We start from the raw sequence: 24492 nt of genomic DNA, 5'->3' as shown, positions 1-24492 counted from the left end.
TCTATCTAGTCCCTTGCGATTCCTAGGCCCTGCCTCCATTCGGTTGAGACGTGCGTCATCATTTGACGTCAAAAAGACCAACCGGAGCGCAACCATGAAAACCCTTCTGTCAATCCTGATGATCTCTACCTGCGGGTCTGCGGTAGTCGCATGCACACATACACCAACCGAAACGATCACCATGACGGCGAAACCCGCAACAAAAACGCTTATTCAGACGATCTATGATGGCTTTGCTGAGGGCGACATGGCCAAGGTCACGAGCGTCATGGCGGATGACATTGTTTGGAACGAAGCCCAAGGCAATCCCTACGCCGATCTGAATCCGTATATCGGCCCCGACAAAATTCTCAGCGGATTATTCTCTCGCCTCGGCGGGGAGTGGGACTATTTCCACGCGACCCCCGAAGAGTTCATTGTCGACGGAGAGCGTGTTGTCGCACTTGGACACTATAAGGCTCAGCACAAAACGACAGGCAAAGAGATGGATGCTCCGTTTGTCCACGTCTGGACCGTTCAGAACGGGAAACTCACAACGTTTCAGCAATATACCGACACCGCGGCGCATGTCGATGCGATGGGTGAATAGGCTCCCGACGAGACGTCTGGAGTATGCGCTTCAGCCATAGCTTTAGGCGACTTGCGTACTCTGCAGCGTGATTCCGGCTATTTCGGATCAAGACCATACGGATTCACGCATTGCCTTGCCCTTAAGTGCGCCGTAACCACGCGCTTATGCCTATCCTGCCCACAAAAATCGATACGACCTCGACGGAGTTTGCCGAAAACCGCGCCGCAATGGCTGCGCTGACGGAAGACTTGCAAAAATTGGTCACTCACTATGCGCAAGGCGGATCAAAGCGCGCAAAGGATAAACATGTCGCCCGCGGTAAGCTTCTGCCGCGTGAACGGGTTGAGCGCTTGCTGGATCCCGGCTCACCCTTTCTGGAATTGTCCCAGCTTGCGGGACACAATATGTATGAGTTCGAAGTGCCGGGCGCGGGTATCATCACCGGCATTGGTCGCGTGTCAGGCCGCGAATGCATTATCATCTGCAACGACCCGACAGTGAAGGGCGGCACCTATTTTTCGATGACCGGGAAAAAGCAGCAGCGCGCGCAAGACATCGCGCTGGAGAACCATCTACCGGTTATTTATCTCGTCGATAGTGGCGGCGGCTACCTACCACGTCAGGCCGAAATGTTTGCCGACAAGACCCATTTCGGGCGGAGCTTTTTCAATCAGGCGCAAATGTCGCGACTCGGCATCGCTCAGATCGCCTGCGTTATGGGCAGCTGCACAGCGGGCGGTGCCTATGTGCCCGCCATGGCCGACGAAGCCGTTATCGTCGCCAATCAAGGTACGATTTTCCTCGGCGGTCCGCCTTTAGTGAAGGCCGCGACGGGCGAAGATGTTGACGCGGAAACGCTGGGCGGCGGCATGCTGCATGCAAGCCAGTCCGGCGTGGTCGATCATCTGGCCGCCAATGACGATCATGCTTTGTCGATTGTGCGCGACATCGTTTCAACTTTGGAACCGAAGGACCCGCACTTTCTGCCAACGGGCACAGGCGATGATCCGCTCTATCCGGCGCACGAATTGGGCGGCGTCGTGCCTGCTGATATTCGCAAGCCCTATGACTGCCGGGAAATCATCGCGCGTATTGTGGATGGATCACGGTTCACCGAATTCAAGTCGCTTTACAGCCCGACCTTGGTCACAGGCTTTGCTGAAATCCACGGCTATCCCGTCGGCATCCTCGGCAATAATGGTGTGCTGTTCTCTGAGAGCGCCATGAAGGGCGCGCATTTCATTGAGCTATGCTGCCAGCGCAAAATTCCGCTACTCTTCCTACAGAATATCACAGGCTTCATGGTTGGCTCCAAAGCCGAAGCGGGCGGCATCGCTAAACATGGCGCGAAAATGGTCCATGCTGTCGCCAACGCCCAAGTGCCGAAATTCACGGTTGTCGTCGGCGGCTCTTACGGCGCCGGGAATTATGGCATGTGCGGTCGCGCCTATGAGCCGCGCTTAATGTTCATGTGGCCCAATTCGCGCATCTCCGTCATGGGCGGAGAGCAAGCAGCCAATGTGCTCGCCGATGTGGCCCGCGACAGTGACAGTTGGAGCGCAGAGCAGCGCGAAGCCTTCATGAAGCCGATCCGCGACAAATATGAAGAAGAAGGTCACCCTTATTACGCCTCAGCCCGTATCTGGGACGATGGCATCATCGCACCCGAAGACACACGCATGGTCCTCGGTCTTGGGCTTGCCATGAGCGCGAACGCAGAGATTCCAGAGATGGATTTCGGCGTTTTCCGGATGTGATCGAGAGAGTTTTTCAATGACCAAGATTACAAAAATCCTGATTGCCAATCGCGGCGAAATCGCCTGTCGCGTGATGCGAACAGCAAACGCGATGGGCATCAATACGGTAGCGGTCTATTCCGACGCCGACCGCGATGCGCTGCATGTGCGTATGGCTGATGAGGCTGTTCATATCGGCCCGGCTCCGGCTGGGGAAAGCTATCTGGTGATCGACAAAATCATTGCCGCAGCAAAAGAAACCGGCGCTGACGCCGTCCATCCGGGCTATGGCTTCCTCTCTGAAAACCCCGCTTTTGTTCGCGCCTGTCAGGCCGCGAATATTATCTTCATTGGCCCGTCGGCGGAGGCGATGGAAGCGATGGGTCTGAAGGATGCCGCCAAAGATCTGATGACGAAAGCCGGCGTGCCGGTCACACCCGGCTATCAAGGCGACAATCAGGATACGGATCATCTGGCGCAACAAGCGCAAGAGATCGGTTATCCGGTTCTGATCAAGGCCGTCGCTGGGGGCGGCGGAAAAGGGATGCGTAAGGTCGAAGCGCCCGCCGAATTTAAAGCCGCCCTAGCCTCCGCCCAGCGCGAAGCGGCGAGCAGTTTTGGTAATGATGTCGTTCTGATCGAGAAATTTATCCAGTCGCCGCGCCACATCGAAGTCCAAGTCTTCGGCGACGCGCTTGGTAATGTGGTCCATATGTTCGAACGCGACTGCTCGCTGCAACGCCGCCACCAGAAAGTCATCGAAGAAGCCCCGGCCCCCGGCATGACCGACGCGGTCCGAGACGCGATGACTGGCGCTGCCGTCCGCGCCGCGCAAGCCGTGAATTATCAAGGCGCAGGCACGGTCGAGTTCATTGTCGATGGGTCTGGCGCGCTGCGCACAGATGGGTTCTGGTTCATGGAAATGAACACGCGACTACAAGTCGAACATCCAGTAACGGAAGAGATCACGGGTCTGGATCTAGTCGAATGGCAGATTCGCGTCGCGCAAGGTGAAGCTCTGCCCGACCAGAATGATATTACGATGAGCGGCCATGCGATTGAAGGTCGCCTTTACGCCGAAGACCCGGACGCCGATTTCACACCAAGCGTGGGGCGCTTGCACCTGTTCAGCCTTCCAACATCAGCGCGGGTTGATACAGGGTTTGAGCGCGGGGACCTTGTCTCTCGCCATTACGACCCGATGATCGCCAAACTCATCATTCATGCAAAGAATCGAAAGTCCGCGATTAGGGCCCTCTCTACGGCCTGCGCTCAGACGGCGACGCTGCCCGTCAAGACCAACGCGGCGTTCCTGCAAGCCTGTCTAGATCATCAAGACTTCCGCGTCGGCAAGATTGATACGTCCTTTATTGCGACCCATGATCTCACCGTCCTATCCGACCGTGTCGACACTCTGGCGAAGTCTCTTGGGCCTAAGCCCGGTATCGGGCCTTTCGGTCAGATAGATGGTTGGCGGCTTAACTTACCGCCGCGAACCGTGCATCATGCCTATGTTGATGGTGAGGTGGTGGAACTGCCCTTGCGCCGGGGTCATGGAGTCAACCGCGGCCATCTACGCACTGGAAATCGGGGAGCCATTGTCGGCGCGCCGGCTGATTTACTTGCGGCGGCGCTCGGCGCGGACACAGTCATTGCGCCCATGCCGGGCAAGGTGATTTCCCTTCTTGTGAAAGTGGGCGACACGGTCACAGCCGACCAACCGCTGATCATTCTCGAAGCGATGAAAATGGAAATGACGCTAAAATCTCCTCGCAACGGTGTAGTGGCAGAGGTCAATGCAACGACCGGCGAACTGGTCACGGACGGCGATGCGCTCGTCAGTCTTGAGGAAGATAAATAACTATGTCCACCACCCCCTACCCGACACTGCAATTCGGTCATTCTGAAACGACAGAGGCCATTCGCGAGACGGTCTATCAATTCGCGCAGGACAAGATCGCGCCCATCGCGGCAGAGATCGATACAACCAACGTCTTTCCGCGCCATCTCTGGCCCGAAATGGGTGAGTTGGGCCTGCACGGGATTACCGTCTCAGAAGAACAGGGCGGACTTGGGCTCGGCTATCTAGAACATATGATCGCTATCGAAGAAGTGAGCCGCGCCTCAGCCTCAATCGGTCTGTCTTATGGGGCGCATTCCAACCTTTGCATTAATCAGATCGAGCGCTGGGGCAACGCCGAGCAGAAAGCGAAATATTTGCCCAAGCTGGTCACTGGCGAACATCTCGGCAGCCTTGCCATGAGTGAGCCCGGCGCGGGTTCAGACGTGATGAGCATGAAGCTCAAGGCAGAGAGTGCGCAGGGCGGCTATCTGCTTAATGGCAATAAAATGTGGATCACCAATGCGCCGACGGCTGACACATTGCTGGTCTACGCCAAGACCGACCCTAGCGCGGGCAGCAAATCCGTCTCCGCCTTTCTGATCGAGCCGGGCTTCGATGGCTTTTCCACGGCGCAGAAACTCGACAAACTTGGTATGCGTGGCTCAGACACATGCGAGCTGGTTTTCGAAGACTGTTTCGTACCGGAAGAGAATGTTGTCGGCGAACTGGGCCAAGGCGCAGCAATCCTGATGAGCGGCCTCGACTATGAACGCGTTGTGCTGTCTGCCGTGTCGATCGGCATCATGCAGGCCTGTCTCGATGTGGTCCTGCCCTATATTCACGAGCGCAAACAGTTCGGAAAATCCATCGGCGAGTTTCAGCTCATCCAAGGCAAGCTGGCGGATATGTATGTCAGTCTCTCGACAGCTCGCGCCTATAGCTATGCCGTCGCGGCAGCCTGTGATCGCGGCGAGACGACCCGCAAGGACTCCGCCGGCTGCATCCTCTACGCCGCCGAGAAAGCCACGCAAATGGCGCTCGATGCGATCCAACTTTTGGGCGGGAATGGTTATATCAATGACTATCCCACGGGCCGCCTGTTACGCGACGCTAAGTTGATGGAAATCGGCGCAGGCACGAGTGAAATTCGCCGCTGGCTGATCGGAAGAGAATTGTTTGCCGAAACGGCGTAAATCACTCTTTGTGAAATCCGCTCACTCTGTCGGTGCCACCGTCCTGGCGGTGTGTCTGCTGAGTTGCGCGACAAGTAACAAATCCTCATTAATTCCGATGCAGGACAGCACGGGCGAGTTGCGCGCCGCGCTAGACAAGCGGCTGGAGGATGTTCGGGACAAGGTCCTGTTCATCGGGGATGACAGTTTACGCTTCTCCCTCGACGCCGCCGAACACCGGGTCGCGGAAGCGGTGGTCCAGCTTATCCCCTATGACATCGAAAACCGACTCTCATACGGCAAGGGGGTCGGCCTTGCCCTGCTAAGTGAAGATGGCACGACCTATATTTTGACGGCAGCTCACACTTTGTACCGACCCCCATCAGGCCGGTTAAGAGCCCCTGACTTGATCGTATTTGGCACGGACCCCAACGCAAAACCTTTGGCCCTGTCTGGTAAAAATCTTGAGCGTAGGTTCGGTAACGGCCTCCCTTTCGTTACACATATCGATGACATCATTCTTATCCCTATCACGGTTGATCCGGGCGTTCGGCCGCTTCCCATCTCTGCGTTGAGGCCGCTTGATCTCGATGCTGAAGCGCTCACCGATAGCCAGTCTACACTTGCGGCAGTAAGTTGTGATTTTCTGTCCGAAGCCCATCCAATGACGTGTTTCGCACAATCCTTCACGCAACTCGAGGCGCGCTGGTTGGGACTTGTCTCAGCGGTCACGTCCGATCTCGACGCCTATCCCGGCCTGTCAGGCAGTCCGGTGATTACCGTCGATGGCGCGCAAATATCTGTTGTCGGAGTCATTGTTTCCGGCTCAACGGAAAAGGACTGTGTCGCCTATGCCCCCCCACAATGTTACACGGTGGTCGGTCCGGTGAGCAACGATGCGATGAGATCCGCCCGGCAGCGACGGCCTCTCATGCCCCACCCTGACGTCAATACAGATAGAGATGTAGGCCAATTTCAACCTGGACGCTCTCCCGCCTGGTGGCGCGATAACTGATCCGCCCATCATCCCGATATGCGACATAAGAATTTGGGACGATAGATTGAACCTTTCTCTCGCCCCTAACGACTAACGATCATGAAGCAGGCGAAAAGAACAGCACTGGAACGACAAACGGCCTATCTGGCCGTGATCGCATCCGACAAGACTAGTCCGGAAGCCCGCGACGCTTTTGCCCGGCTGATACGGCTCTGGCATCCCCGCATGATGCGGTTCGCACAGTCTCGCGTACCTGATATAGCAGAAGATGTGGTCCAAGACGCTGTCCTGACCATGGCCCGCAATATTGGGCGGTTGCGGACTCCGGAACGTTTCGGGTCTTGGGCCTTCACGATAGTCGCCCGCCGTGCAGCTGATGGCCAGCGCGCCGCAATTCGACGACGAAATCTGCAAGATCAGATCAAAGTCGACGATAGCAACTCGGCACCAAGCGAGACCATCATCGATTTGAAACAAGCGCTCTATGCACTGTCAGAGGCAGATCGGCGCTTGCTGACCCTGTTTCATGTTCAAGGACTGTCGCTGGTGGATCTCTCCGCCATGCTTGACGTGCCAACTGGCACCATAAAGTCGCGACTACACACGGCGCGGGCACGCCTGCGAGACCAACTCGACCCACCCACACATCTGAAGGAGTAGACCATGACCGATATAGACACACAGATAGACCAAGCCTTCCGTCAATTGGACGGTGATCCGATCGACCAGACTGGGTATTACAAAGAAGCGTTCGAGAGTTTCAAAGGACCGGGCAGCGTCTTGCGTATTGGCGCGATCATTGGCGCTATCTTTTTTTCGGCAGGGCTTATCATCTGCTTGTTCAAAATGTTTGGCACAAATGATTTGGCCGAATTGATCCGGCTAGGCGTCTTTGCCCTACTCTTCGGACAGGCGCAGATCGCCTTGAAACTCTGGTTCAACATGCAGTTAAATCGCCGAGCGATCACATCCGAAGTGCGCCGCTTGGGACTGTTGATGGACACGTCTCGGTAAGGGTCGTGCGGCTACGTTTCTTTGGTCGCGCACCCCAAGCTTCGGATCTCCAATCGGAACGGGCCGTCGCGGCCGTCGGCGAGGATGATACCCAGTTCACGCACGTCGGATTTGTCGAACGGGTCGACTCTTACGCGGCGTCCAAAGACGGTTGTGTCGAGTGCATCAAACGGCACGAGGACATGGGCCCACTCACCCGCAGGCGTGATTGGGATGGCAGCCTGGTAAGAGACAGAACGCCCCCGCCAGCGTTCTGATGTGCGGAATGTCATTTTATAGTCACGGCCGTCTGACCGGATCCGCAACCGGATCCCCTCTGCGTCGCTCAACTGTCCGGGCCGCATCGCTGTTCGGATTGACGAAAAACCACCGCCGTTTGTGTTGATAATACCGCGAAAAACCATGTAATTCTCTTCGGCGAACCTTGCGCCTTGGGACAGGCCGCCCATGACCCCATCATTGACGACTTGCCAAGCGTTGAGCGTGTCGGAGTCGGAGAGATCCATTTTCATGATACAGTCTTTCTGGGTGATGCGATCCCCTGACGTCCCCTGTGCAGACGCCGCGCATCCCACCACGCCTAAGGCCAGAAAGGTCAGGAGTGGCAGCAAGACTGTGATGGATCGATAGAGCATGCGATAAGGTATTTCTAAAACAGGAATGAACAATTGATACGCCCCGCAGGGACGATCCGTTTCATGTCGCAATGTCGCAGAGAGGCGTACTGGGCCAGAAGGTCCCCGGTCTCACGGGGCGCAATGGAGACCAGGGACGATAGGCCGGGCACAAGGCCCTTCCATGAAATCTAGATAATATCGCAGTCAGTCTCTGTCACCTCATATTGGTGTGATTGACTGTGAATGACCGGAGTTGAGCACACTCATATAACCTATGTTAAGCGAACCGCACGACGTCGCTGAGGTCCGGACGCATTCTTGGCGTTGCCGGCTGTGTTGGCGTTCCAATATAAATAAACCCGGCTACTTGTTCTCCCTCACTCATACCAAGTGCGGCGTTGATTCTCGCATCAAAGGCGTACCATTCCGTCAACCATTGCGCGCCAAACCCAGACGCTTGCGCAGCGAGACAAAGATTGAAACTAACAGCACCTGCCGACAGTTGCTGTTCCCAAGTTGGCGTCCCGCGCGGGCAGAGTTTCGGCGCACTAATAACAGCGATAATGATTGGAGCCCGCAAGAAACGGTCAGCTTCAAATTGATGCCGATCCTCTGGATAGTTCGGGTAATCGTCCCGGTGGACCGCTTTAAGCACCTCCCCGAAGGCTGCGCGGGCCTCGCCCTGAAAGACAACCAATCGCCACGGCGTTAGCTTGCGGTGATCTGGAACCCGAGTCCCGATTTCGAGAATCGTCTCAAGAGTCTCTGCATCCGGCCCTGGCTCACTCATCGACTTTGCCAGATTGCTTCGTCGGCTAGCAAGAAAATCCAGAACCCCCTCATTCCAAGCAGGAAGGGGAAAAGAATCAGGCATGAAAAACTCCTCGGGCTGGACGGCGGGTCGCGAACTTCATACGCAAATCGCACAGAAATGGAGCCGTAAAAATGTCAATTGAGTCCAAACTGACTGAGATGGGCCTGAGCTTGCCTGAGCCGATGGCTCCAGTGGCCAATTATGTGCCCTATGTGATCAGCGGCAATCAGGTATTTATCTCCGGTCAAATTAGTAAGATTGGCGAGATCATGATCCAAGGCCGACTGGGGAAAGACCTAAAAGTTGAAGACGGTCAGCACGCGGCGCGCTTATGTGGCCTCAACATTGTCGCTCAACTGAAAGCCGCTTGCGGAGGCGACCTGTCCCGGGTCCGGCGCATCGTAAAGCTAGGTGGGTTTGTTCAGGCCACTCCGGAGGCCACTGGCGCCGCCATTCCTCAAATTATCAATGGTTGCTCCGACCTCATGGTCGCCCTGTTCGGCGACGCTGGTCGACATGCTCGTTTCGCCGTCTCCGCACCCAGCCTGCCGCTGGATGTCGCTGTCGAAATCGACTGCATTGCCGAGATCGATCCGGCTTAGTTGAGCCTGAAAAGAGTCATTAAGAGACAGTTTCAAAATTAACTGCATTTTGCGAATGATTTGCAGTTGCCAAAATTATATGCGCCTCCTATAGCCGCCATAGAACTTGCGAATGGTTCGCAGGTGCAGGAGAGCGCGGGAATGATCCTGCAATTGCCCGGACCCCATCTTGCCCGGCTGCTGGCCCAAGCAGCGGACGCACATATGATGAGGCACGCGCCATTGCAGGATGACCGTGCAGACACAGAAATACGTCTAAGTCATGACCCCATCCCTATTCCTCGGCCATCAAGCCGCACGCAGACCTGTTCTTGCCGCGACACTGCTAATCGGTTCAAGCCTTCTCGCCGCCCCTAGTTTTGCTCAGCAGACCAATCCTGATCTGAACAATCTCGACATCATCACTGTCGTCGGCACGGTTGGAAACGCCAATGATATTCCGGGCGCGGTCACCTTCATTGGCGCTGATGCCCTCGCTGAGCAAACTTACGCCGACATCAACCGCGTGCTGCGTCGGGTACCCGGCGTCAATCTTCAAGAAGAAGATGGGTACGGCCTTCGTCCCAACATCGGATTACGTGGATCCGGGGCGGATCGATCATCCAAAATTGTCATCTTGGAAGATGGTGTTTTGGCTGCACCGGCCGCTTATTCTGCGCCCGCCGCCTATTATTTCCCGGTCACGGGCCGGATGAACGCGGTCGAGATTTCTAAGGGCCCTGCGACAATTAAATATGGCCCCAACACGACGGCTGGTGCGATCCAATTTTTCTCAACCCCCATTCCGCAAGAACCATCAGGACATATCGATCTACTCTTATCCGATCATAATCGCCTTATTACCCATGCCTGGGTTGGCGGCCGCAAAGCCTTCAACGGGTTTGACCTAGGCGCCTTGGTCGAAACCTTTCAAGACCGCACCGATGGATTCAAGGAGTTAGATACGGGCGACACTGGGTTTGTGCTGCAGGATTATGTCGTCAAACTTGGTGCCTATCTTCCCAATCAATCCTTCGAGTTGAAGCTGCAAAGCAAGGATGAGGACGGCGACGAGACTTATCTTGGTCTCAGCCAAGCTGACTTCGATGCCAACCCCCTGCGCCGCTACAATGCGTCCGCGCTGGACCGAATGGATAATGACCGCCAGACTTACCAACTGACCCACACCATTGGTCTCGGCAATGACTGGGACATGACGACCATTGCCTACCGGACCGATTTTTCGCGCAATTGGGTCAAGCTCGACCGGTTCGACAATTCACAACTCTCCGGCAACGGCGCCTGCAACAGCCTTGATGAAATCCTGCGCGATCCATTGACCTGTTCGCAAGAATTCCAAGTGCTAGAAGGCGCACCCGGCTATGTCTCTCCGGATGACGCCCTACAGCTACGGGCCAACAACCGTACCTATTACACGCAAGGCATCCAGTCCGCGGTTGCAGGGACCGTCCAGACAGGAACCCTGACACATAATCTGACCGCGTCACTGCGCTATCACGAGGATGAGGTCGACCGCTTTCAAGATCAGGACGGATACCGGATCGATAATACTGCACTAATTCTAACCACCGACAACGCGCCCGGCACACAGGCCAACCGTTTGTCATCCTCCAAAGCCCTATCCGCCTATCTAGAGAACCGAACCGAAATCGGGGCCTTATCGGTCACAGCCGGCCTGCGCGTGGAAGATGTCAGCACCGAGCAACGTCGCTGGAACACGCCAGATCGCAGCCTCACGCCAGATTCTGAGCGCGACAATGACTATACGGAGTGGCTACCGGCTCTGTCAGCGATTTATGATTTCGACCACGGCCTGTCGGTTCTGGGCGGCGTACACCGCGGCTTCTCCGCCCCGTCCGTCTCTTCGCGTCAAAGCACGGACGCCGAACAAAGCACGGTATGGGAAGCCGGTTTCCGATATGCGCCGCAGGGGAATTCGCGGCCCGGGAATTTACGGTTGGAAGCGATCGGCTTCTTTAATGATTATTCCAACTTGCTCGGCGAGTGCACGAATAGTGCGGGCGGCTCGGAATGTGAGATCGGCGATGCCTTCAATGCCGGCGAAGTCGATGTTTACGGACTGGAAGCCACGCTCGATTACGCTTTTACAGCGGGTCACATACGGATCCCCGTATCCGCCACCTACACATGGACTGAAACCGAGATCAAAAGTACATTCGCGGATAGTTTCTTCGGCAACGTTTCAGCAGGCGACAGCCTACCTTACGTTCCAACCCATCAATTTACCCTGACCGTTGGCCTGGAAGGCGACAGCTGGGGGTTGGACGCGCTGCTGAATACTGTTTCAGAAACCCGCAATATTGCGGGTCAGGGATCCGTTGCAGCAGATGAGCGGATCGACGCGCGCACGATCGTGGACCTGTCAGCCTATTATCAGCTGAGTGAGACTGTCCGGCTGCGGGTGAAAGCGGAGAACTTGTTTGACGAGACCTACATTGCGGCCCGTCGACCTTATGGTCTGCGCCCCGGAAAACCGCGCGAACTCTTCGCCGGGGTCAGTGTCGATTTCTAGGATGCGTATGAGGGTCGCCTCCTAAGTCGGCCTTTCACGGTAAATACAGCGCCTTTGGCTTGATTTATGGTGGAAGTGTCGCGATATAGCGCGCTTCTCACGAACAAGTCTAAGAGCACCCTAATTTATGAGCATACCCGGTCAGACATTTAACGACCGCCTTCAGGCGCAAAAAGAGGCCAAATTGGCCATGTTGAAACGTGCGCAGGAAAAGCAACTCGATCCAGCCGAAAAAGAACGGCTGATGGAAGAACGCGCGGCCCGAAACGCCGCCCGTGAAGAACGCGAAAAACAGCGTGCCGCAGAGAAGGCCGCTAATATCGAAAACGAGAAAGCCGAAAAAGCTGAACGCGAACGTAAGAAGAAGCTGGCCGAAGTCGCTAAAAAGAAAGCGAAAGAAGAAATGGTCCGCGCGCAGAAAGCTCGTCGTGACGCTAAATATGCGGCGCGTAAGGCCCGGACGAAACGCTAGTCTCGAATAAAAAACGAATTTAAAAACCCGGCTCAAGCCGGGTTTTTTATGGGCTAAGATCGTCCGCTCTACCCAACTTTGCGGACAAAGACTGCACCCGCTGAATAGCCCGCCCCAAATGAGCAGATCAGCCCTGTGTCTCCATCTTGAAAATCATCGCTATGTTTATGGAAGGCGATGATTGAGCCCGCGCTCGACGTATTAGCATATTCGTCCAGCACGACGGGCGCTTTCTCAATGTTCACGTCTTTGCCGAGCACCTTCTTCGCAATTAAAACATTCATGCTGAGGTTAGCCTGATGCAGCCACAGACGCTTGAGGTCATTGGGGTCGATGCCTAGGCCTTCGGCTTCATCCGTGATCAAGCGCGCGACCAAGGGCACGACCTCTTTAAAGACGCTGCGACCATTTTGAACAAACAGCTTATCTGTCAGCCCCTTGCGACCACGGTCGCCTTGCATCCCGTTATCCTCGGGCGCGGTGTGATTGAGGAAGCCGAAATTGTTGCGAATGTTATTGGAGAATTGGGTCACCAGTTTTGCACCAATGATTTCCCAATGGCTTGCCGGGGCCACATCCTCACGCTCCACTAAGATTGCGGTTGCCACATCACCAAAGATGAAGTGACTGTCCCGATCTTTAAAGTTCAGATGGGCCGTGCAAATTTCCGGATTGAGGACGAGTACGCTTTTCGCTTGGCCGCCATAAATGAGGCCGCGCGCGGCTTCGAGACCGAAGGTCGCGGAACTACAGGCCACGTTCATATCAAAGCCAAAGCCTTGAACACCGAGCAAGTCCTGCACTTCCACCGCGATAGCGGGGTAGCCGCGTTGAAGATTGGAACAGGCGACAATCACGGCGTCCACGTCAGCCGCCGTTTTACCCGCGCGTTCCAGCGCATTCTCGGCGGCCTTGACTGCCATTTCTGCCAGCACGGACGGTTCGTCATTTGGACGCGCTGGAATACGCGGCGCCATCGTGTCAGGATCTAAAATCGGATCTTTGCTGAGCACAAAACGGCTCTTAATTCCGGAGGCTTTCTCGATGAACTCAGCCGAGGAATGGGCCAGCGCATCACGCTCTCCTGCCGCTATTGCGTCAGCATTCTCACGATTCCACTTGTCGACATAAGCATTGAAGCTTTCGACCAGTTCCTCATTGGAAATCGACTGGTCCGGAGTCCACAAGCCAGTGGAGGAGATAACGGCTTTCACGAGTAACATCCTGCGCAGCTAAGCGGCCCGTTTAGCGATGCTGACACGCGCGTCAAAGGACAAAGCGTTTCATATCGCCCGGGTCTCCTTACAGGCTAAGCGCGCATGGCAGTCTAGGCTGTGATCATTCACCATTCCAACCGCCTGCATGAAAGCATAGGCAATGACAGGGCCGACAAACTTGAAGCCGCGTTTTTTGAGATCCTTGCTCATCGCTTCAGACTCAGAGGTTTTCACAGGCGCGTCAGAAAACTGCGCCCATTCATTGACGATAGGTTTCCCCCCTACGAAATCCCAGAGATAATCAGAGAAATCGATCCCGTCATCGCGCATGTCGAGATAGACTTTGGCATTGCCAATAGTGGCGTCAATCTTAGACTTTGAGCGGATAATGCCGGGGTCACTAAGAAGACGGGCGCGATCCGCATCCGTATAGTGCGCGACAACATCCGGATCGAACCCGTCATAGGCGGCCAATAGATTGTCGCGCTTGCGCAGGATTGTAATCCAAGCCAATCCGGCTTGCTGCCCGTCCTGGATAAGTTTTGAAAACAAGGCCTTCGGATCACGGATCGGACGCCCCCACTCCGCATCATGATAGTGGCAATAAAGTGCATCGGTCGGCGACACCCAACCGCAACGCGGCAGATCCGGGTCGTGATTAGGAAACTCACTCATTCACGATCTCTTGATATTGGGATGTGCCGAACGCCTTAGAGCCATTGAGCCAACGCCAGTCCATATCGATCAGGATTGATCCGTTTTTCACTTCTGAGAAGACCGCCGTGGCCTCTCCGGCTTCAAGCGAGCCATCTTCGGCCCGAGAATGATAGATCAGGACGGCCTGATCAGTACCCGTCATCTGGCCGATCAGATGTCCGTCAGTAAAGCCTGCACCTGAATATGTAGCGCTGAACGCCTCGCCCAATTGTGAAAATGTGAATAGGGCGTCGCTGGCAACCCGACCGCTTTTCGAATTAGACACGGGCCGGAACCGTTTCCCGTTCAGAACAAAGTCGTGGCTCACAGCCGCTTCTCCATTCCGATATTGCATCGCGCATAAATCGGATGTGTGCCCTCATGATTCACCGTCCAACCATTGCGTTCATAGAGCCGCAAAGCCGCTTCATTCTTTGTATTCGACAGCAAGAATATCGAGTCCAACTTTAAAATATCCCGCGCATAATCTTGCACAGCATCCATCAGTTTTTGACCAATGCCGTGACCGCGAAAGCGCTGATCGACGGCCATCTTTGTCAACTCCCACCGCCCGTCCGGGTGGGGTTTCAGCGCAACCGCGCCGGCAACTTCGCCGTCTATGTGAGCGGAAAAAACCTGACCGCCATTGTCGAGATAGATCTCCGGTGTGGCCACCATCGCCTTGTCGGACTCTTCCAACACATGCAGGTCTTCGATCCATTCCGCGTTTAGCGCAGCAAAGCGCGGCAGAGCGGAACGGTCATTGCGGTGGATTTCGACAGGACGGGTCATAAGTCGATAATGTCCTCCGGTTAGAAGTCGGTCAACGACTACCTAATCATCCGTGCCTAATACGCTATCCATCACAGCGACACGTTCACCGCGAACCTCTGGCGAGACGCTGGCTTCGCGTAGTCGGTCCAGGCGGACTAGCGCCATCGCTTGCGTACCGCTTACATGGAGCACCTGTCCCACACTGCGTTCACCAGCTTTGATCTTGTCGCCAGCCTCCGCAGGCCCGTTCAAAACAAGGCCGCGCATCCGTTTGCGCACGGTTGTCATCCGCCGCATGCGCGAGACCACTTCCTGACCGACGAAACAGCCGCCGTGGAAGTCCACGCCGTTCAGCTGATCCATACAGGCATCGGCCGGAAATGTGCTGGCCGTGCCGAAATCCCATTCACTGTCAGGCACACCGAGGGACAGGCGGTGCGCGTCCCAATCGCCCGTGCTGGCCTTTTTGTTGTTCGAGATTAACCGACGCCCAAGGGCAGGCAAGCGCGGGTCCGTATCACCGACCTCGCAGTCATCATCGCAATTCCAGAGGCAGTGGACATTGAAAGTGTCCGACACATCCTCAATCTCAATTAGAGCGCGAAGTCGGTACATCTTCAATCGCTTATGCAGCGCCTCACCCATGGTCTGAGGAGCATCAAGCAGCAAGTAATCGCCGCGATCCGTGATAAACATATCTGCGATAATCTTGCCCTGCGGTGTCAGCAGAGCCGCGAAGGTCACGGGCGCACTAAGCGAGTTGGTCACCAGACCGGACAGCCAGTCCCGCACGCCTTCACCTGACAGTTTTAGAACGGTCCGGTCGCGGCGTTGGATCAGCATAGCGAGGACATAGGCGGGCAGACAGCTTCAAACAAGACGCAGACCGCCTCAAACCAGACTCTGTCGATTTTCCGATAATCTGGAACGATTTTTATTGAATAACAATAAGAGCGTTCCTACCTCATTAGTATAGGACACTGACGTAGACATTGAGGAGAGGGACGTAGATGCCAACTTTTGAAGCCCAGATTGAGCAATCCAAAAAAGAAGTCGCCGAGGCACAGAGCAAGATTTCTGAGCTGTCGTCGCAGATCGACACGGCCCGGTCCAAGATGAGTGAAGGCACGGATATCAGCCTTGATATTGAGACGGCCTCGCTCGACGATGTCCACGCTCACACCGACCTGATGAACGCCAATATTGCCGAACTCATTATGGGTCTGGACGACGTCACGGCTGGATTTTCCAAAGATTTTGATGCCATGCGGTCCAAGACCGGGTGGGAAAAGTTTGTGGGCGTCTTTTCCAAACAGCGCTCGGAAAGCCTGCGGCAAGAGCGCATTCGCGCCGCCACGATCGAGGATAAGCTGCAAGACCTGATTGCCAAGTCCAATACGATCCAAGCGATGTTGCAGGAACAGCTCAATGAGCTGGGTCGCCATAAGGGCCAGGTCGAAGCCAATTTGCAGGTCACGCTGGCTGACCGCGAAGCGGCGGTCACGACACTTGAACAAATCAAAAGCGAAATTAAGGCGCTCGATCCGCAGATTATCGAGCTGGAGAACAAACTCTCTGTCTCCACAGAACCTAAAGAACGCGCGCAGTTGGAGTCCGAACTCGCGACCGTCAATTCACGTCATAATGAGTTGGCGCAGCTCGAGCAGGTCAAACTGTCCGAAAGCCAGACGTTGGAACGCTACATCGAGAAGGGTAAGACCTGGATGGACAGCCTTCAGAACCAGATCGCAACCCAGATGGTTCTGCTCAACAAGCTGACAACCGACACCAAACAACGGGTCGTGCTTTATGATGCGCTATCGAAATCACTGAAGACCGCGCAGCAGCAGGATGTCGCACATAAGATCAACGAAATCGGCGTGGCGACGGATAAGGAAGCGCAGGTCGCGATGGCTGCAATCGGGGCCGCCACAAACAATAAAATGGCCGAAATGATGGAAAGCCACGAAGAGCATATCGTCTTTGCGCGCAAAGTTCTGGAAGAAAAGGCCAAAGCAGACGAACGGTTCGCCCGACGGTTTGAGAAGATCGTCGAGAAGCATGATGCCAATGCTTATGGCGAAAGCTCTTAGGGACTGTCTCAGATTTGAGCACCTCCATGGATCTCGACCTCACCTATACGCACCGCGTGCTCGACAATGCGCGCGCGGCACGGCGTTATTTCGCCAAATTCGAGCGCATCATCGGCCATCTGCGCTCGGTCGCACAACTCTCCGTGGAAGAACGACAGCTCAGTAAGGGAGAAGGCGATATTCTTGGTCAGTATTTGGTCGATTTGAACAACAGCTTCACCGCTCTATCCTACAAATATCTGATGACTAACCGGGCCAAAAATTCCGGCAAAATCAGCATCGATAAAACGGAGTCTGGATTCCCGATATTTTCGGAAATTATCCAACTGGCATCTGACGCCACACAGGCCAAAAAACACCTAAAATCCCTGCCTGATCAGGAGCGTATGAAGAAGGATATGGTCAGCCATATCTTGACCGAACAGTCCGCGCCGACAGCGCTGCAATATGCGCTGGCTCAACGTATTTATTACGAAACGTTAGACAGCCAACCGCTCTTTTTGTCCCAGAACCATCCGCAAGCCGTCTGGGTCGGCAAGGATCTGAAAAAGCGCAAACGTCGCTATATCGTCCATTGGGCGGTCTATGATTCAAAGACTAATATTCCGGTCGTCTACCTGATGGAGCTGGATGATACAGGATCGCGTGCCCTACCCAATGATGAGCGCCGCTGGCCGCGTTTACAAGACGCGCTGATGGCGCAAGCTGTGTCGGAGCTGAAACTCCTCACTATTGCCAAAGGCTTCGATGAAGACTTTTCCAACATTCATCCCAAATCGCTACGCCGCTTCCATCTCGGCCCGATGCATAGCCACGCCTTCACCGAACAACACGGCCCAATCCGCGACGTATTGGCAGAGGCAAGCGGACAACCGGGGCTAGATTGGGCTTTGGCTTGGACTGTGGAAACACTGCTATCTGAAGGTCAGAAATGGGTCAAAACTGGCGTGTTCAACGCGGCCTGGCGACAGGTCTATAAGCTCGATGCTTACGGCCTCGACGGCAAGACCGATGGCTATACCGACATCAACCGCTCGCTCATCCTGCCGCACCGCGCCTATCAGGTGATGGAAGAAAAACATTCGGGCAGTTTCGACGGCATCCGCAAATATGTCGTCGGTCATAACGACAACATCCTCAGCTATACGTAAGGCCTCATGTCCAACCCATCTGACCTCATGGAAATCAAAGAGAGCGCGATCCGCGAAAAGATCGCGAGCGCACAATCCATGCTAGATGGGTTCGACCATACGCCGCGTCTGGCCAAAGCGCGCGACGTTGCGCCCTCATCCGGGCGATCGCCGGGTATTCCGGGGCGTCGCCGTTTCCGTTCCACGACGCCCGGCCTCGTCACCCAAAGCACGGCCCGCGCCGAAGGCGTCAACCTGATCGCACGCGTCGAAGCGACCAGCGACGATGATGATTTGATGAGCCCGGTTCAGGCGGGCGTGCTGCACGGCTTACGCCGCGCGCTAGCCACGGCCCTCACCGTTGTCGATCAATATGCCGATGCGACGGGCTTGTCCGCGTTGATGAAAGATAATCTAGAAGGCAAGTTGGCGAGCAGCCAATCGACCGCCTTCTCTGAAGGCCTTGCCGCCGCCTCCGTCATCGCCCTGCATGTCTTCGCCAATATGGCGAGCTTCCGGCTCTCAACCCTGCATGAAGCGGGCGAACTGTCCGTTGATGTTGGTGATGTCGAGGAAGTGCTGACTGATAATCCGCAGCTCGCCCTGACCGGGGCGCTGTGGGAACTCGACCAGACGTTAGCTCTGTTCGCCGATGATGACACCAAGCTGATCCCGACCGTCACGGCGTTTCTTGAGCAGCTGATGGACAAGGCCGCAACGCGCGCCGCCAACCTCCCCCGGCTCGACGCGTTCACGTCTGTCGCCTACCGCGTCGAGGAAGATGATTTTGAGATCCGGGGTTTTGAGGCGGCATCGCGCGCCCGCTCCACCACCCTGACCATGACGTTCAAAAAACCGAACGAGGTCGTTGGTAATCACATCGCCAAATATCAGTCTATGAAACTGTCCAAAATGCTGATGGCCTATGATTTTGAGCGCAAGCTCAATCCGTTTGCAGATTTGGGCGGGTTCATCTTCACCTTTATGGGCGACGGCCTGCCGGGCACGGGTAAGACGATCCTGATCCAGATGATGGCGGGTCTCATCAATGATTACTGCCAAAATGCGGGCTATCCGTTCCGCTACGCCAATCTGTCCACGGAAAGCATCGATAGCTATCAGGGCAAGTCGGCGCAGAATGCCAAGGCCTTCATTCGTGAGATTATTGATCCGAACGTGATCGGCTTCGGGACGATCGATGATATCGACCAGCTGGCCGGTATACGTGGAGACCGGCAAAGTTCTGCCGGGCAGTTAGAGATCACGGCGGTCCTCATGGAAAGTTTCGCCGGGGCCAATACGGTCGTGCGCGGCAATTGCACCTTCGGGATGTTTTCCAACTATCCAGAAAAAGTGGACGACGCGCTGCGCCAACGGGCGTCCGCTCGTTTCCTCGTCGATGGGCCACAAACGCGCGACGACTATATTGATATTCTGCACCTACTGATGGGTAAGAACCACGACATCCCTGTGGGCGACCATGATCTGTTCGAAGCGCAGGCCATTAAGAAGGCGGTCAAAGCCAGCTATGAGTCCTATGCTCGGCCCAAGGAAGAAGCGCTCGAAGCCGTCTTTGATGCCGTCAAAAAGAGCACAGGCAAGCTCGACACCATCGCCAAGCTCGGCACTTATCTGAAAGCCATTCAGGCCGCCGATCCGCGCTTCACCGGACGCGCGGTCAAGAATATCACCGATGCCGTCAAAGTCCGCGCCATGGACTTCGAACTCCCAGATGAATGGATGGAAGACACATCCCTGTTCCTCGACAAAGACTATGACACCAAACGCGCCATGATCGCCGACCTCGCCACCGAAATCACAGTCGATATGGTGATCCAAGAAATCAATCGCTACGCCGATAGCGAGTTCCGCTACGCCGATAAGAGCGATGAAGTCGCGATTGACAATATGGTCCGCGATTTCGGACGGCAGGAAGAGGCGAAGCGGCGTTATTTGGAGGGGAAGGGATAGTGGAGGATATATTTTTTAAAATATCCGCTAAAGATTGGGCCGAAATAATCCGGAATTACGTTCTTTCTGGAGCAGCGGTTTTTACATCGTGGGTTGCTTGGCAAGGTCTAACGTCTTGGAAACATCAGAAGGTTTGGGAAGAAAATACGAAACTTGCAAAAGAGCTTCTTCTTAAATTTGCCGAGCTAGACTCTGCAGTTGTAGACGTGATTGTTTGGAATCCGTTTTTTGAGAATGAGGGCACCAGCGACCTTAAGCATAAACACCCTATGCTTGCAGAGACATGGGCCCGTTTTCAAAACTTGAGAAAAGTAGATACTGTGCTCGATGAAATATCTGCTTTAAGCATTCATGCGGAGATACTTTGGGGTCGTGACTTACTTAATCGCGTTCGATCCGTTGAACGCATTATAAGCGAAATCAAAACCGTCTTGTATGAAAACCAAGATCAGATTGAAGACCATCTACACAGCAACCGAGACCCATTATTTACTGATGAGTATAAAAAGTCCTTCCAAGGTAACTACTTTGAGAACGGTGGTTTATTTCAAGTATATAAAGAGAAAAAGTCTAGCGCAGAAAAATATCTCCAAGAGAAGTTAGGCCGTTCCTCATGATGCGCCTCGTCAAAGCCGGGCTCATGTTTGGGAACCTTTATGAGGTGTCCTCGCCCGCTATGGTCGAGCGGTATAATCGGGCGCTGGATTATTTGATTGGTAAAAAATCTGAGCTGACCGAATTTCATATCGACATTGCTGGGTATTCGCCAGAAATCGCGCATGAGTTTGATGACGAGCTTTATCTGAACCCGCACGGGGCGAACCAAATGTTCATTCTGCTCTCGACGGACCAGAAGACAGCGCCGTTGCTCGGCTCACAATTTTCGACCTCACGGTCTATCCTGCGCCGCTATATTGATGAGAACGAAGATCAGCTGTTTGCCCTGACCGCGCGCGAAGCGGTGGCGGGCGAGCTGCTTGATTCCGTGTTTAAGATCAGTGAACCGGCTGACCTACTCGACATCAACCAGATCGAAGTCACGGCAGACACCGCCCAAGCCCATGTCAAAGAGGCCGAAACGCTCGGCAAGCAAATCGACCGCTTCATGACGGAAGAGGATGCGTGGTGGGACGATGTATTGATTGCGGAAATGATTGAGCTGGCCAAACGCACGGGCAATATTCAGCGCAACCCGGTCAAGCTCGACGGCAAGGTCTTCCAACAAGGCAATTATTACACCTCCCATTTCGGGGGCGTCTATGTGTTCCGCGATGCGGATACGCCCACCGTGATTGCGCGAACCAAAATTCCCGGATTGGACTCGCTGGATATTCCGCAAACCCTGACCCTTGATGATCGCGAAGCGATTTCCGATTGGCTCTACCAAGAAGGGCTGACCGAATTGATTGTGCAGCGCCCAAATCAAGATAGCGCGCTCGTGATCCGCCAGAAAATGGACTTCATCGTCGCCTCAACCGCAGGCGATAAGGGCCACGATCTATCCGATATGTCGCGCCAGAACATGCGTCAGCTTGAACGCCACTATGCCAATGATTTACCCCCTGAATTTACTGGGCTGATGGACGTCTGGCGCTGGGCATCGATGGGCGGTCGTGTGCCAAAAGTTGGCCCCAAGCATCCGGCCTTTTTCTACGCCCTGCGGGGGTCGCAACATCGCGACCGCGATCTGGTCAATATGTTGCTATCCGACCTGTCGCGGCTGGATTTCCGCCAGCTCTTTATCTGCCACAAATCCCTATTCTACGACGCCTATCGCGACTGGTCAGATACCAAAAAAGACTTTGTCGTCCGCTTCCTCGAAGAAGAATATGCGATCGACAAGGCGGGCGCACGCGAAACTCTGTTTGGCAAAGAACCGAGCATGAGGGAGCCGATCTCGCGCGGGAAACCCAAGCGACGATCTTCAAAACGCAATCCGTGGGACCCAGATAAATCATCAAACCGCCGAGACCAAGATGACGACGATGATATAGATTATGATGACGACTGGCGTCACCGCTCCGCCGAACGCCGCGCCTATGATAAACGCAAGCGGGAAGCTGAAAAATCCAAGAGCCAGACCAAAGGCAGGAAACGGAGGAAATAGATGTTCGGCCTTATCCGCAATATCGTGATTATTTTTCTACTGCTCAGTGTCGTTTATGCTGTGTTGAGTTTCACCGCGCGGTTCAAACATCGAAGGCTTCTTGAAGCTGAATATGAAACGCTATCAGACTTCGACAAAATGGCGGAAAGTGAAGATGATTTCGTCGCGCGCGGCATGAAAGCCTATACGCGCTCTTACCGCCCCAAACTTTTGCTCGGCGTTTTCATCATCCCATCCCTGATCGGCTTTGGCCTGATCTGGCTCGCCCAATATGGTTAGACCCGACCGCTAAGAGGACACGTCATGAAATATCTGCGACATATTCCAGCCTTCATCCTGTTCGTTGTTGGCGCTGTTCTGCTCAATTATTATTTGCCTGACCGCGATGTCGTTCAGATCGTCGGGACAGAAGTCAAACGGATCGACGTTGAAACGGGCGCACCCTTTTGGGACCGCGCCGATATCGGAACGGTCGAAGGCGCGACACGCGACGTTCGCTTCATCAATGCGCAAGACAAAAATGGCCGAACGCGGGTCTATCGCAATGAGGATACAGGCTGGGGGTTTCCGCCCTATTTCAAATTTGACAGTGGTGACGTCACAGCGCTGGCCCAAAGCCTCGCCAAAGGTGATGGTGATTGGGTTGCGGTGCGCCACTATGGCTGGCGGATCAAACTCTTCTCAATCTTCCCCAATGCAACCTCGATCAAGCGCGTGTCAGGACCTGACGCCCTGCTGATCCCTTGGTTCAATATCGTCTTCATCGGCCTTCTGCTCGGTCTGTGGTTCTGGATCTGGCGCACTATTCGGCGCTTCAAGGCCGCGCGGATCGATCCGACACTGGACAAGGTCGGCGATAGTGTCGGTGACGCCGCGCGCGAAGTCGGCGAAACAGTCGGCGAAGGGCGCACACAAGTCCAAGGGTTCTGGCGGAAACTGTTTGGGTCCCCGGCGCCAAAACCACCAAAAAAGTAACGCGCTATTGAGTTGAGCGCCCTCGCGCCCAGCGGTCTGATAGAAAGACACCAGCGAACAGGATGATGATAGAGAGCAGGGTCAGTAATCCGCCCCACAACCAGTGGGGGCCACCCCAAATATCGGCCAATATACCGGTATCGGACCGGTAATAATCGCCTGCCACTTCGGCATTGCCGATAAAGAAATAACTAAATCCGCTTAGCGCCGTCAGGCACATGGCGATCGCCACAATATAGGCGATATATTGGAGGGCGCGGCGCGGCAGCTTCCAACCGATTAATCCCATAATGACCGCGCCCGCGCCTAACGTCGTCATCGTAAATCCGTCTGCGGCCCAGATCAGCGACAAAGCGAGTAATCCGGCAAGGACTAGAATTGCAGATCGGTAAAAGCTGAAGGCCCGTGTCATCACGATCATCAAAACACCGAACAGGCTGGGGCCGAGTAGGCCGAACACTACGACCATAGCGCGCGAAAAACCGCTACTTGTTGCCGTTAGAGCGACGCCGGAAAAGTCTGGGAAAACGGTCAGTTCGATAAACTCTCCGCCCGTAATAATCGCGCCGAGCCCATGCCCGAATTCATGCGCCCAGGTCGATAGAAACAGCACGGGAAGACGCACCAGCGGAAACTGCATCACCATATAAACAATGAAGCATAGACCCCAAAACTGCATCGCCGGAAGACGCGGCGGAACGGATGGTGAGGGTGTAGGAGGCGAACCGGACATAGAGCTTGATAGGCCGCCGGCACTGATGCGCAAGCGTGGTTGATTGAGATCTATTAGACTTTGTCTTCGGCGCGGCTAGCCGTCAGTCGAGCCTCGGCGGTCTCTGCCGTTTCCAGACGCGTATCGGCAATATCGAGCGAGAGGCGTTCCCGCGCCAATAACTGCCTTTGTTCGCGCAACCCATCGCGTTCACGTTCGAGGTGAAGGCTGATAGATCGGGTAGTGGTCCCAGCGATGGCCGCAACCTGAAACCGTCCAATCTCCGAATCAGCCTCAAGCCCATCGCCCTGCGCGTGCAGCGCATCGATTCGGTGCGTCAGTTTGGTTTCCCGCATGCCAACCGCGTCGATGCGCGACTGGATAGCCGCCCGTTTGAGGGCCAGTATTTTACGAACCGACATGGTCTAACCTCCTGATCCTTGTCG

26 protein-coding genes are annotated in these 24492 nt (G+C 55.0%); 17 read left to right on the top strand and 9 right to left on the bottom strand.

Annotated elements, in window-relative coordinates; genetic code table 11:
- Positions 1 to 94: 94 nt before the first annotated feature.
- From QQL54_RS11365 to QQL54_RS11335, 7 genes are all read left to right on the top strand, one after another.
- Positions 95 to 589, top strand: coding sequence for a nuclear transport factor 2 family protein (locus tag QQL54_RS11365; RefSeq protein ID WP_284390741.1), 495 nt, complete (start codon positions 95 to 97; stop codon positions 587 to 589).
- Between the two features lie 146 nt (positions 590 to 735).
- Positions 736 to 2328 carry a carboxyl transferase domain-containing protein gene (locus QQL54_RS11360; RefSeq protein ID WP_284390739.1) on the top strand — a complete coding sequence of 531 codons (1593 nt, stop codon included), beginning with the start codon at positions 736 to 738 and terminating at the stop codon, positions 2326 to 2328.
- Between the two features lie 16 nt (positions 2329 to 2344).
- Positions 2345 to 4168: an acetyl/propionyl/methylcrotonyl-CoA carboxylase subunit alpha gene (locus tag QQL54_RS11355; protein ID WP_284390737.1), complete on the top strand. Its 1824-nt coding sequence runs from the start codon at positions 2345 to 2347 to the stop codon at positions 4166 to 4168.
- 2 nt (positions 4169 to 4170) lie between these two features.
- On the top strand, positions 4171 to 5343 hold the full coding sequence (locus tag QQL54_RS11350) for an isovaleryl-CoA dehydrogenase (protein ID WP_284390735.1): 1173 nt from the start codon (positions 4171 to 4173) through the stop codon (positions 5341 to 5343).
- Positions 5344 to 5440: 97 nt separating this feature from the next.
- Positions 5441 to 6337: a hypothetical protein gene (locus QQL54_RS11345; RefSeq protein ID WP_284390734.1), complete on the top strand. Its 897-nt coding sequence runs from the start codon at positions 5441 to 5443 to the stop codon at positions 6335 to 6337.
- Between the two features lie 81 nt (positions 6338 to 6418).
- Positions 6419 to 6979 (top strand): RNA polymerase sigma factor, encoded by a 561-nt coding sequence (locus QQL54_RS11340; RefSeq protein ID WP_284390732.1) that lies wholly within the window; start codon positions 6419 to 6421, stop codon positions 6977 to 6979.
- Between the two features lie 3 nt (positions 6980 to 6982).
- Positions 6983 to 7333, top strand: a complete 351-nt coding sequence (locus tag QQL54_RS11335) for a DUF6768 family protein (protein ID WP_284390730.1) — start codon at positions 6983 to 6985, stop codon at positions 7331 to 7333.
- A gap of 11 nt (positions 7334 to 7344) precedes the next feature.
- On the opposite strand, the gene QQL54_RS11330 is transcribed toward QQL54_RS11335, so the two are convergent.
- Complete coding sequence (locus tag QQL54_RS11330; protein ID WP_284390727.1) at positions 7345 to 7968, bottom strand: CIA30 family protein; 624 nt, start codon at positions 7966 to 7968, stop codon at positions 7345 to 7347.
- Positions 7969 to 8227: 259 nt separating this feature from the next.
- A complete protein-coding gene (locus QQL54_RS11325; RefSeq protein ID WP_284390725.1) occupies positions 8228 to 8824 on the bottom strand; it encodes a nitroreductase family protein in 597 nt (198 codons plus the stop codon).
- 71 nt (positions 8825 to 8895) lie between these two features.
- Here QQL54_RS11325 and QQL54_RS11320 point away from each other — a divergent pair, with 71 nt between their 5' ends.
- The 3 genes from QQL54_RS11320 to QQL54_RS11310 all read left to right on the top strand — a co-directional run bounded on the left by QQL54_RS11320 (position 8896) and on the right by QQL54_RS11310 (position 12371).
- Positions 8896 to 9366 (top strand): RidA family protein, encoded by a 471-nt coding sequence (locus QQL54_RS11320; RefSeq protein WP_284390723.1) that lies wholly within the window; start codon positions 8896 to 8898, stop codon positions 9364 to 9366.
- Between the two features lie 262 nt (positions 9367 to 9628).
- Positions 9629 to 11899 (top strand): TonB-dependent receptor family protein, encoded by a 2271-nt coding sequence (locus QQL54_RS11315; RefSeq protein ID WP_284390720.1) that lies wholly within the window; start codon positions 9629 to 9631, stop codon positions 11897 to 11899.
- Between the two features lie 127 nt (positions 11900 to 12026).
- On the top strand, positions 12027 to 12371 hold the full coding sequence (locus QQL54_RS11310) for a DUF6481 family protein (RefSeq protein ID WP_284390719.1): 345 nt from the start codon (positions 12027 to 12029) through the stop codon (positions 12369 to 12371).
- A gap of 68 nt (positions 12372 to 12439) precedes the next feature.
- On the opposite strand, the gene QQL54_RS11305 is transcribed toward QQL54_RS11310, so the two are convergent.
- Genes QQL54_RS11305 through ygfZ form a run of 5 tightly spaced genes read right to left on the bottom strand, consistent with a single transcriptional unit; the run spans position 12440 to position 15901 of the window.
- Positions 12440 to 13594 carry a beta-ketoacyl-ACP synthase III gene (locus QQL54_RS11305; RefSeq protein WP_284390718.1) on the bottom strand — a complete coding sequence of 385 codons (1155 nt, stop codon included), beginning with the start codon at positions 13592 to 13594 and terminating at the stop codon, positions 12440 to 12442.
- Between the two features lie 60 nt (positions 13595 to 13654).
- Complete coding sequence (locus QQL54_RS11300) at positions 13655 to 14263, bottom strand: DNA-3-methyladenine glycosylase I (RefSeq protein WP_284390716.1); 609 nt, start codon at positions 14261 to 14263, stop codon at positions 13655 to 13657.
- A complete protein-coding gene (locus QQL54_RS11295) occupies positions 14256 to 14612 on the bottom strand; it encodes an avidin-fold protein (protein WP_284390714.1) in 357 nt (118 codons plus the stop codon). Before QQL54_RS11295 ends, QQL54_RS11300 begins: the two co-directional genes overlap by 8 nt.
- Positions 14609 to 15076 (bottom strand): GNAT family N-acetyltransferase, encoded by a 468-nt coding sequence (locus QQL54_RS11290; protein ID WP_284390712.1) that lies wholly within the window; start codon positions 15074 to 15076, stop codon positions 14609 to 14611. Before QQL54_RS11290 ends, QQL54_RS11295 begins: the two co-directional genes overlap by 4 nt.
- A gap of 42 nt (positions 15077 to 15118) precedes the next feature.
- Positions 15119 to 15901 (bottom strand): CAF17-like 4Fe-4S cluster assembly/insertion protein YgfZ, encoded by a 783-nt coding sequence (ygfZ, locus tag QQL54_RS11285; protein ID WP_284390711.1) that lies wholly within the window; start codon positions 15899 to 15901, stop codon positions 15119 to 15121.
- A gap of 167 nt (positions 15902 to 16068) precedes the next feature.
- On the opposite strand from ygfZ, the gene QQL54_RS11280 reads away from it, so the two are divergent.
- From QQL54_RS11280 to QQL54_RS11250, 7 genes are read left to right on the top strand one after another with little or no spacing between them, the layout of a single operon-like run.
- Positions 16069 to 17151, top strand: coding sequence for a coiled-coil domain-containing protein (locus QQL54_RS11280; RefSeq protein WP_284390709.1), 1083 nt, complete (start codon positions 16069 to 16071; stop codon positions 17149 to 17151).
- A gap of 26 nt (positions 17152 to 17177) precedes the next feature.
- Positions 17178 to 18302, top strand: coding sequence for a hypothetical protein (locus QQL54_RS11275; protein ID WP_284390708.1), 1125 nt, complete (start codon positions 17178 to 17180; stop codon positions 18300 to 18302).
- 6 nt (positions 18303 to 18308) lie between these two features.
- Positions 18309 to 20252 carry an ATP-binding protein gene (locus QQL54_RS11270; protein WP_284390706.1) on the top strand — a complete coding sequence of 648 codons (1944 nt, stop codon included), beginning with the start codon at positions 18309 to 18311 and terminating at the stop codon, positions 20250 to 20252.
- Positions 20252 to 20869 (top strand): hypothetical protein, encoded by a 618-nt coding sequence (locus tag QQL54_RS11265; RefSeq protein WP_284390704.1) that lies wholly within the window; start codon positions 20252 to 20254, stop codon positions 20867 to 20869. Before QQL54_RS11270 ends, QQL54_RS11265 begins: the two co-directional genes overlap by 1 nt.
- Complete coding sequence (locus tag QQL54_RS11260) at positions 20866 to 22359, top strand: DUF6638 family protein (protein WP_284390702.1); 1494 nt, start codon at positions 20866 to 20868, stop codon at positions 22357 to 22359. The genes QQL54_RS11265 and QQL54_RS11260 overlap by 4 nt, the downstream gene beginning before the upstream one ends.
- Positions 22360 to 22638, top strand: a complete 279-nt coding sequence (locus QQL54_RS11255; RefSeq protein ID WP_284390700.1) for a hypothetical protein — start codon at positions 22360 to 22362, stop codon at positions 22636 to 22638.
- Positions 22639 to 22662: 24 nt separating this feature from the next.
- Positions 22663 to 23334: a DUF1523 family protein gene (locus tag QQL54_RS11250; RefSeq protein ID WP_284390697.1), complete on the top strand. Its 672-nt coding sequence runs from the start codon at positions 22663 to 22665 to the stop codon at positions 23332 to 23334.
- 4 nt (positions 23335 to 23338) lie between these two features.
- On the opposite strand, the gene QQL54_RS11245 is transcribed toward QQL54_RS11250, so the two are convergent.
- Together QQL54_RS11245 and QQL54_RS11240 are read right to left on the bottom strand one after the other, a co-directional pair.
- Positions 23339 to 24067 (bottom strand): M50 family metallopeptidase, encoded by a 729-nt coding sequence (locus QQL54_RS11245; RefSeq protein ID WP_284390695.1) that lies wholly within the window; start codon positions 24065 to 24067, stop codon positions 23339 to 23341.
- Positions 24068 to 24120: 53 nt separating this feature from the next.
- On the bottom strand, positions 24121 to 24468 hold the full coding sequence (locus QQL54_RS11240) for a hypothetical protein (RefSeq protein WP_284390693.1): 348 nt from the start codon (positions 24466 to 24468) through the stop codon (positions 24121 to 24123).
- Positions 24469 to 24492: the final 24 nt, after the last annotated feature.

It is taken from the genome of Algimonas ampicilliniresistens, assembly GCF_030159955.1.
Lineage (GTDB): Bacteria > Pseudomonadota > Alphaproteobacteria > Caulobacterales > Maricaulaceae > Litorimonas > Litorimonas ampicilliniresistens.
The sequence above is the reverse complement of the archived record's forward strand: the minus strand, read 5'-3'. Positions and strand labels throughout refer to the sequence as shown.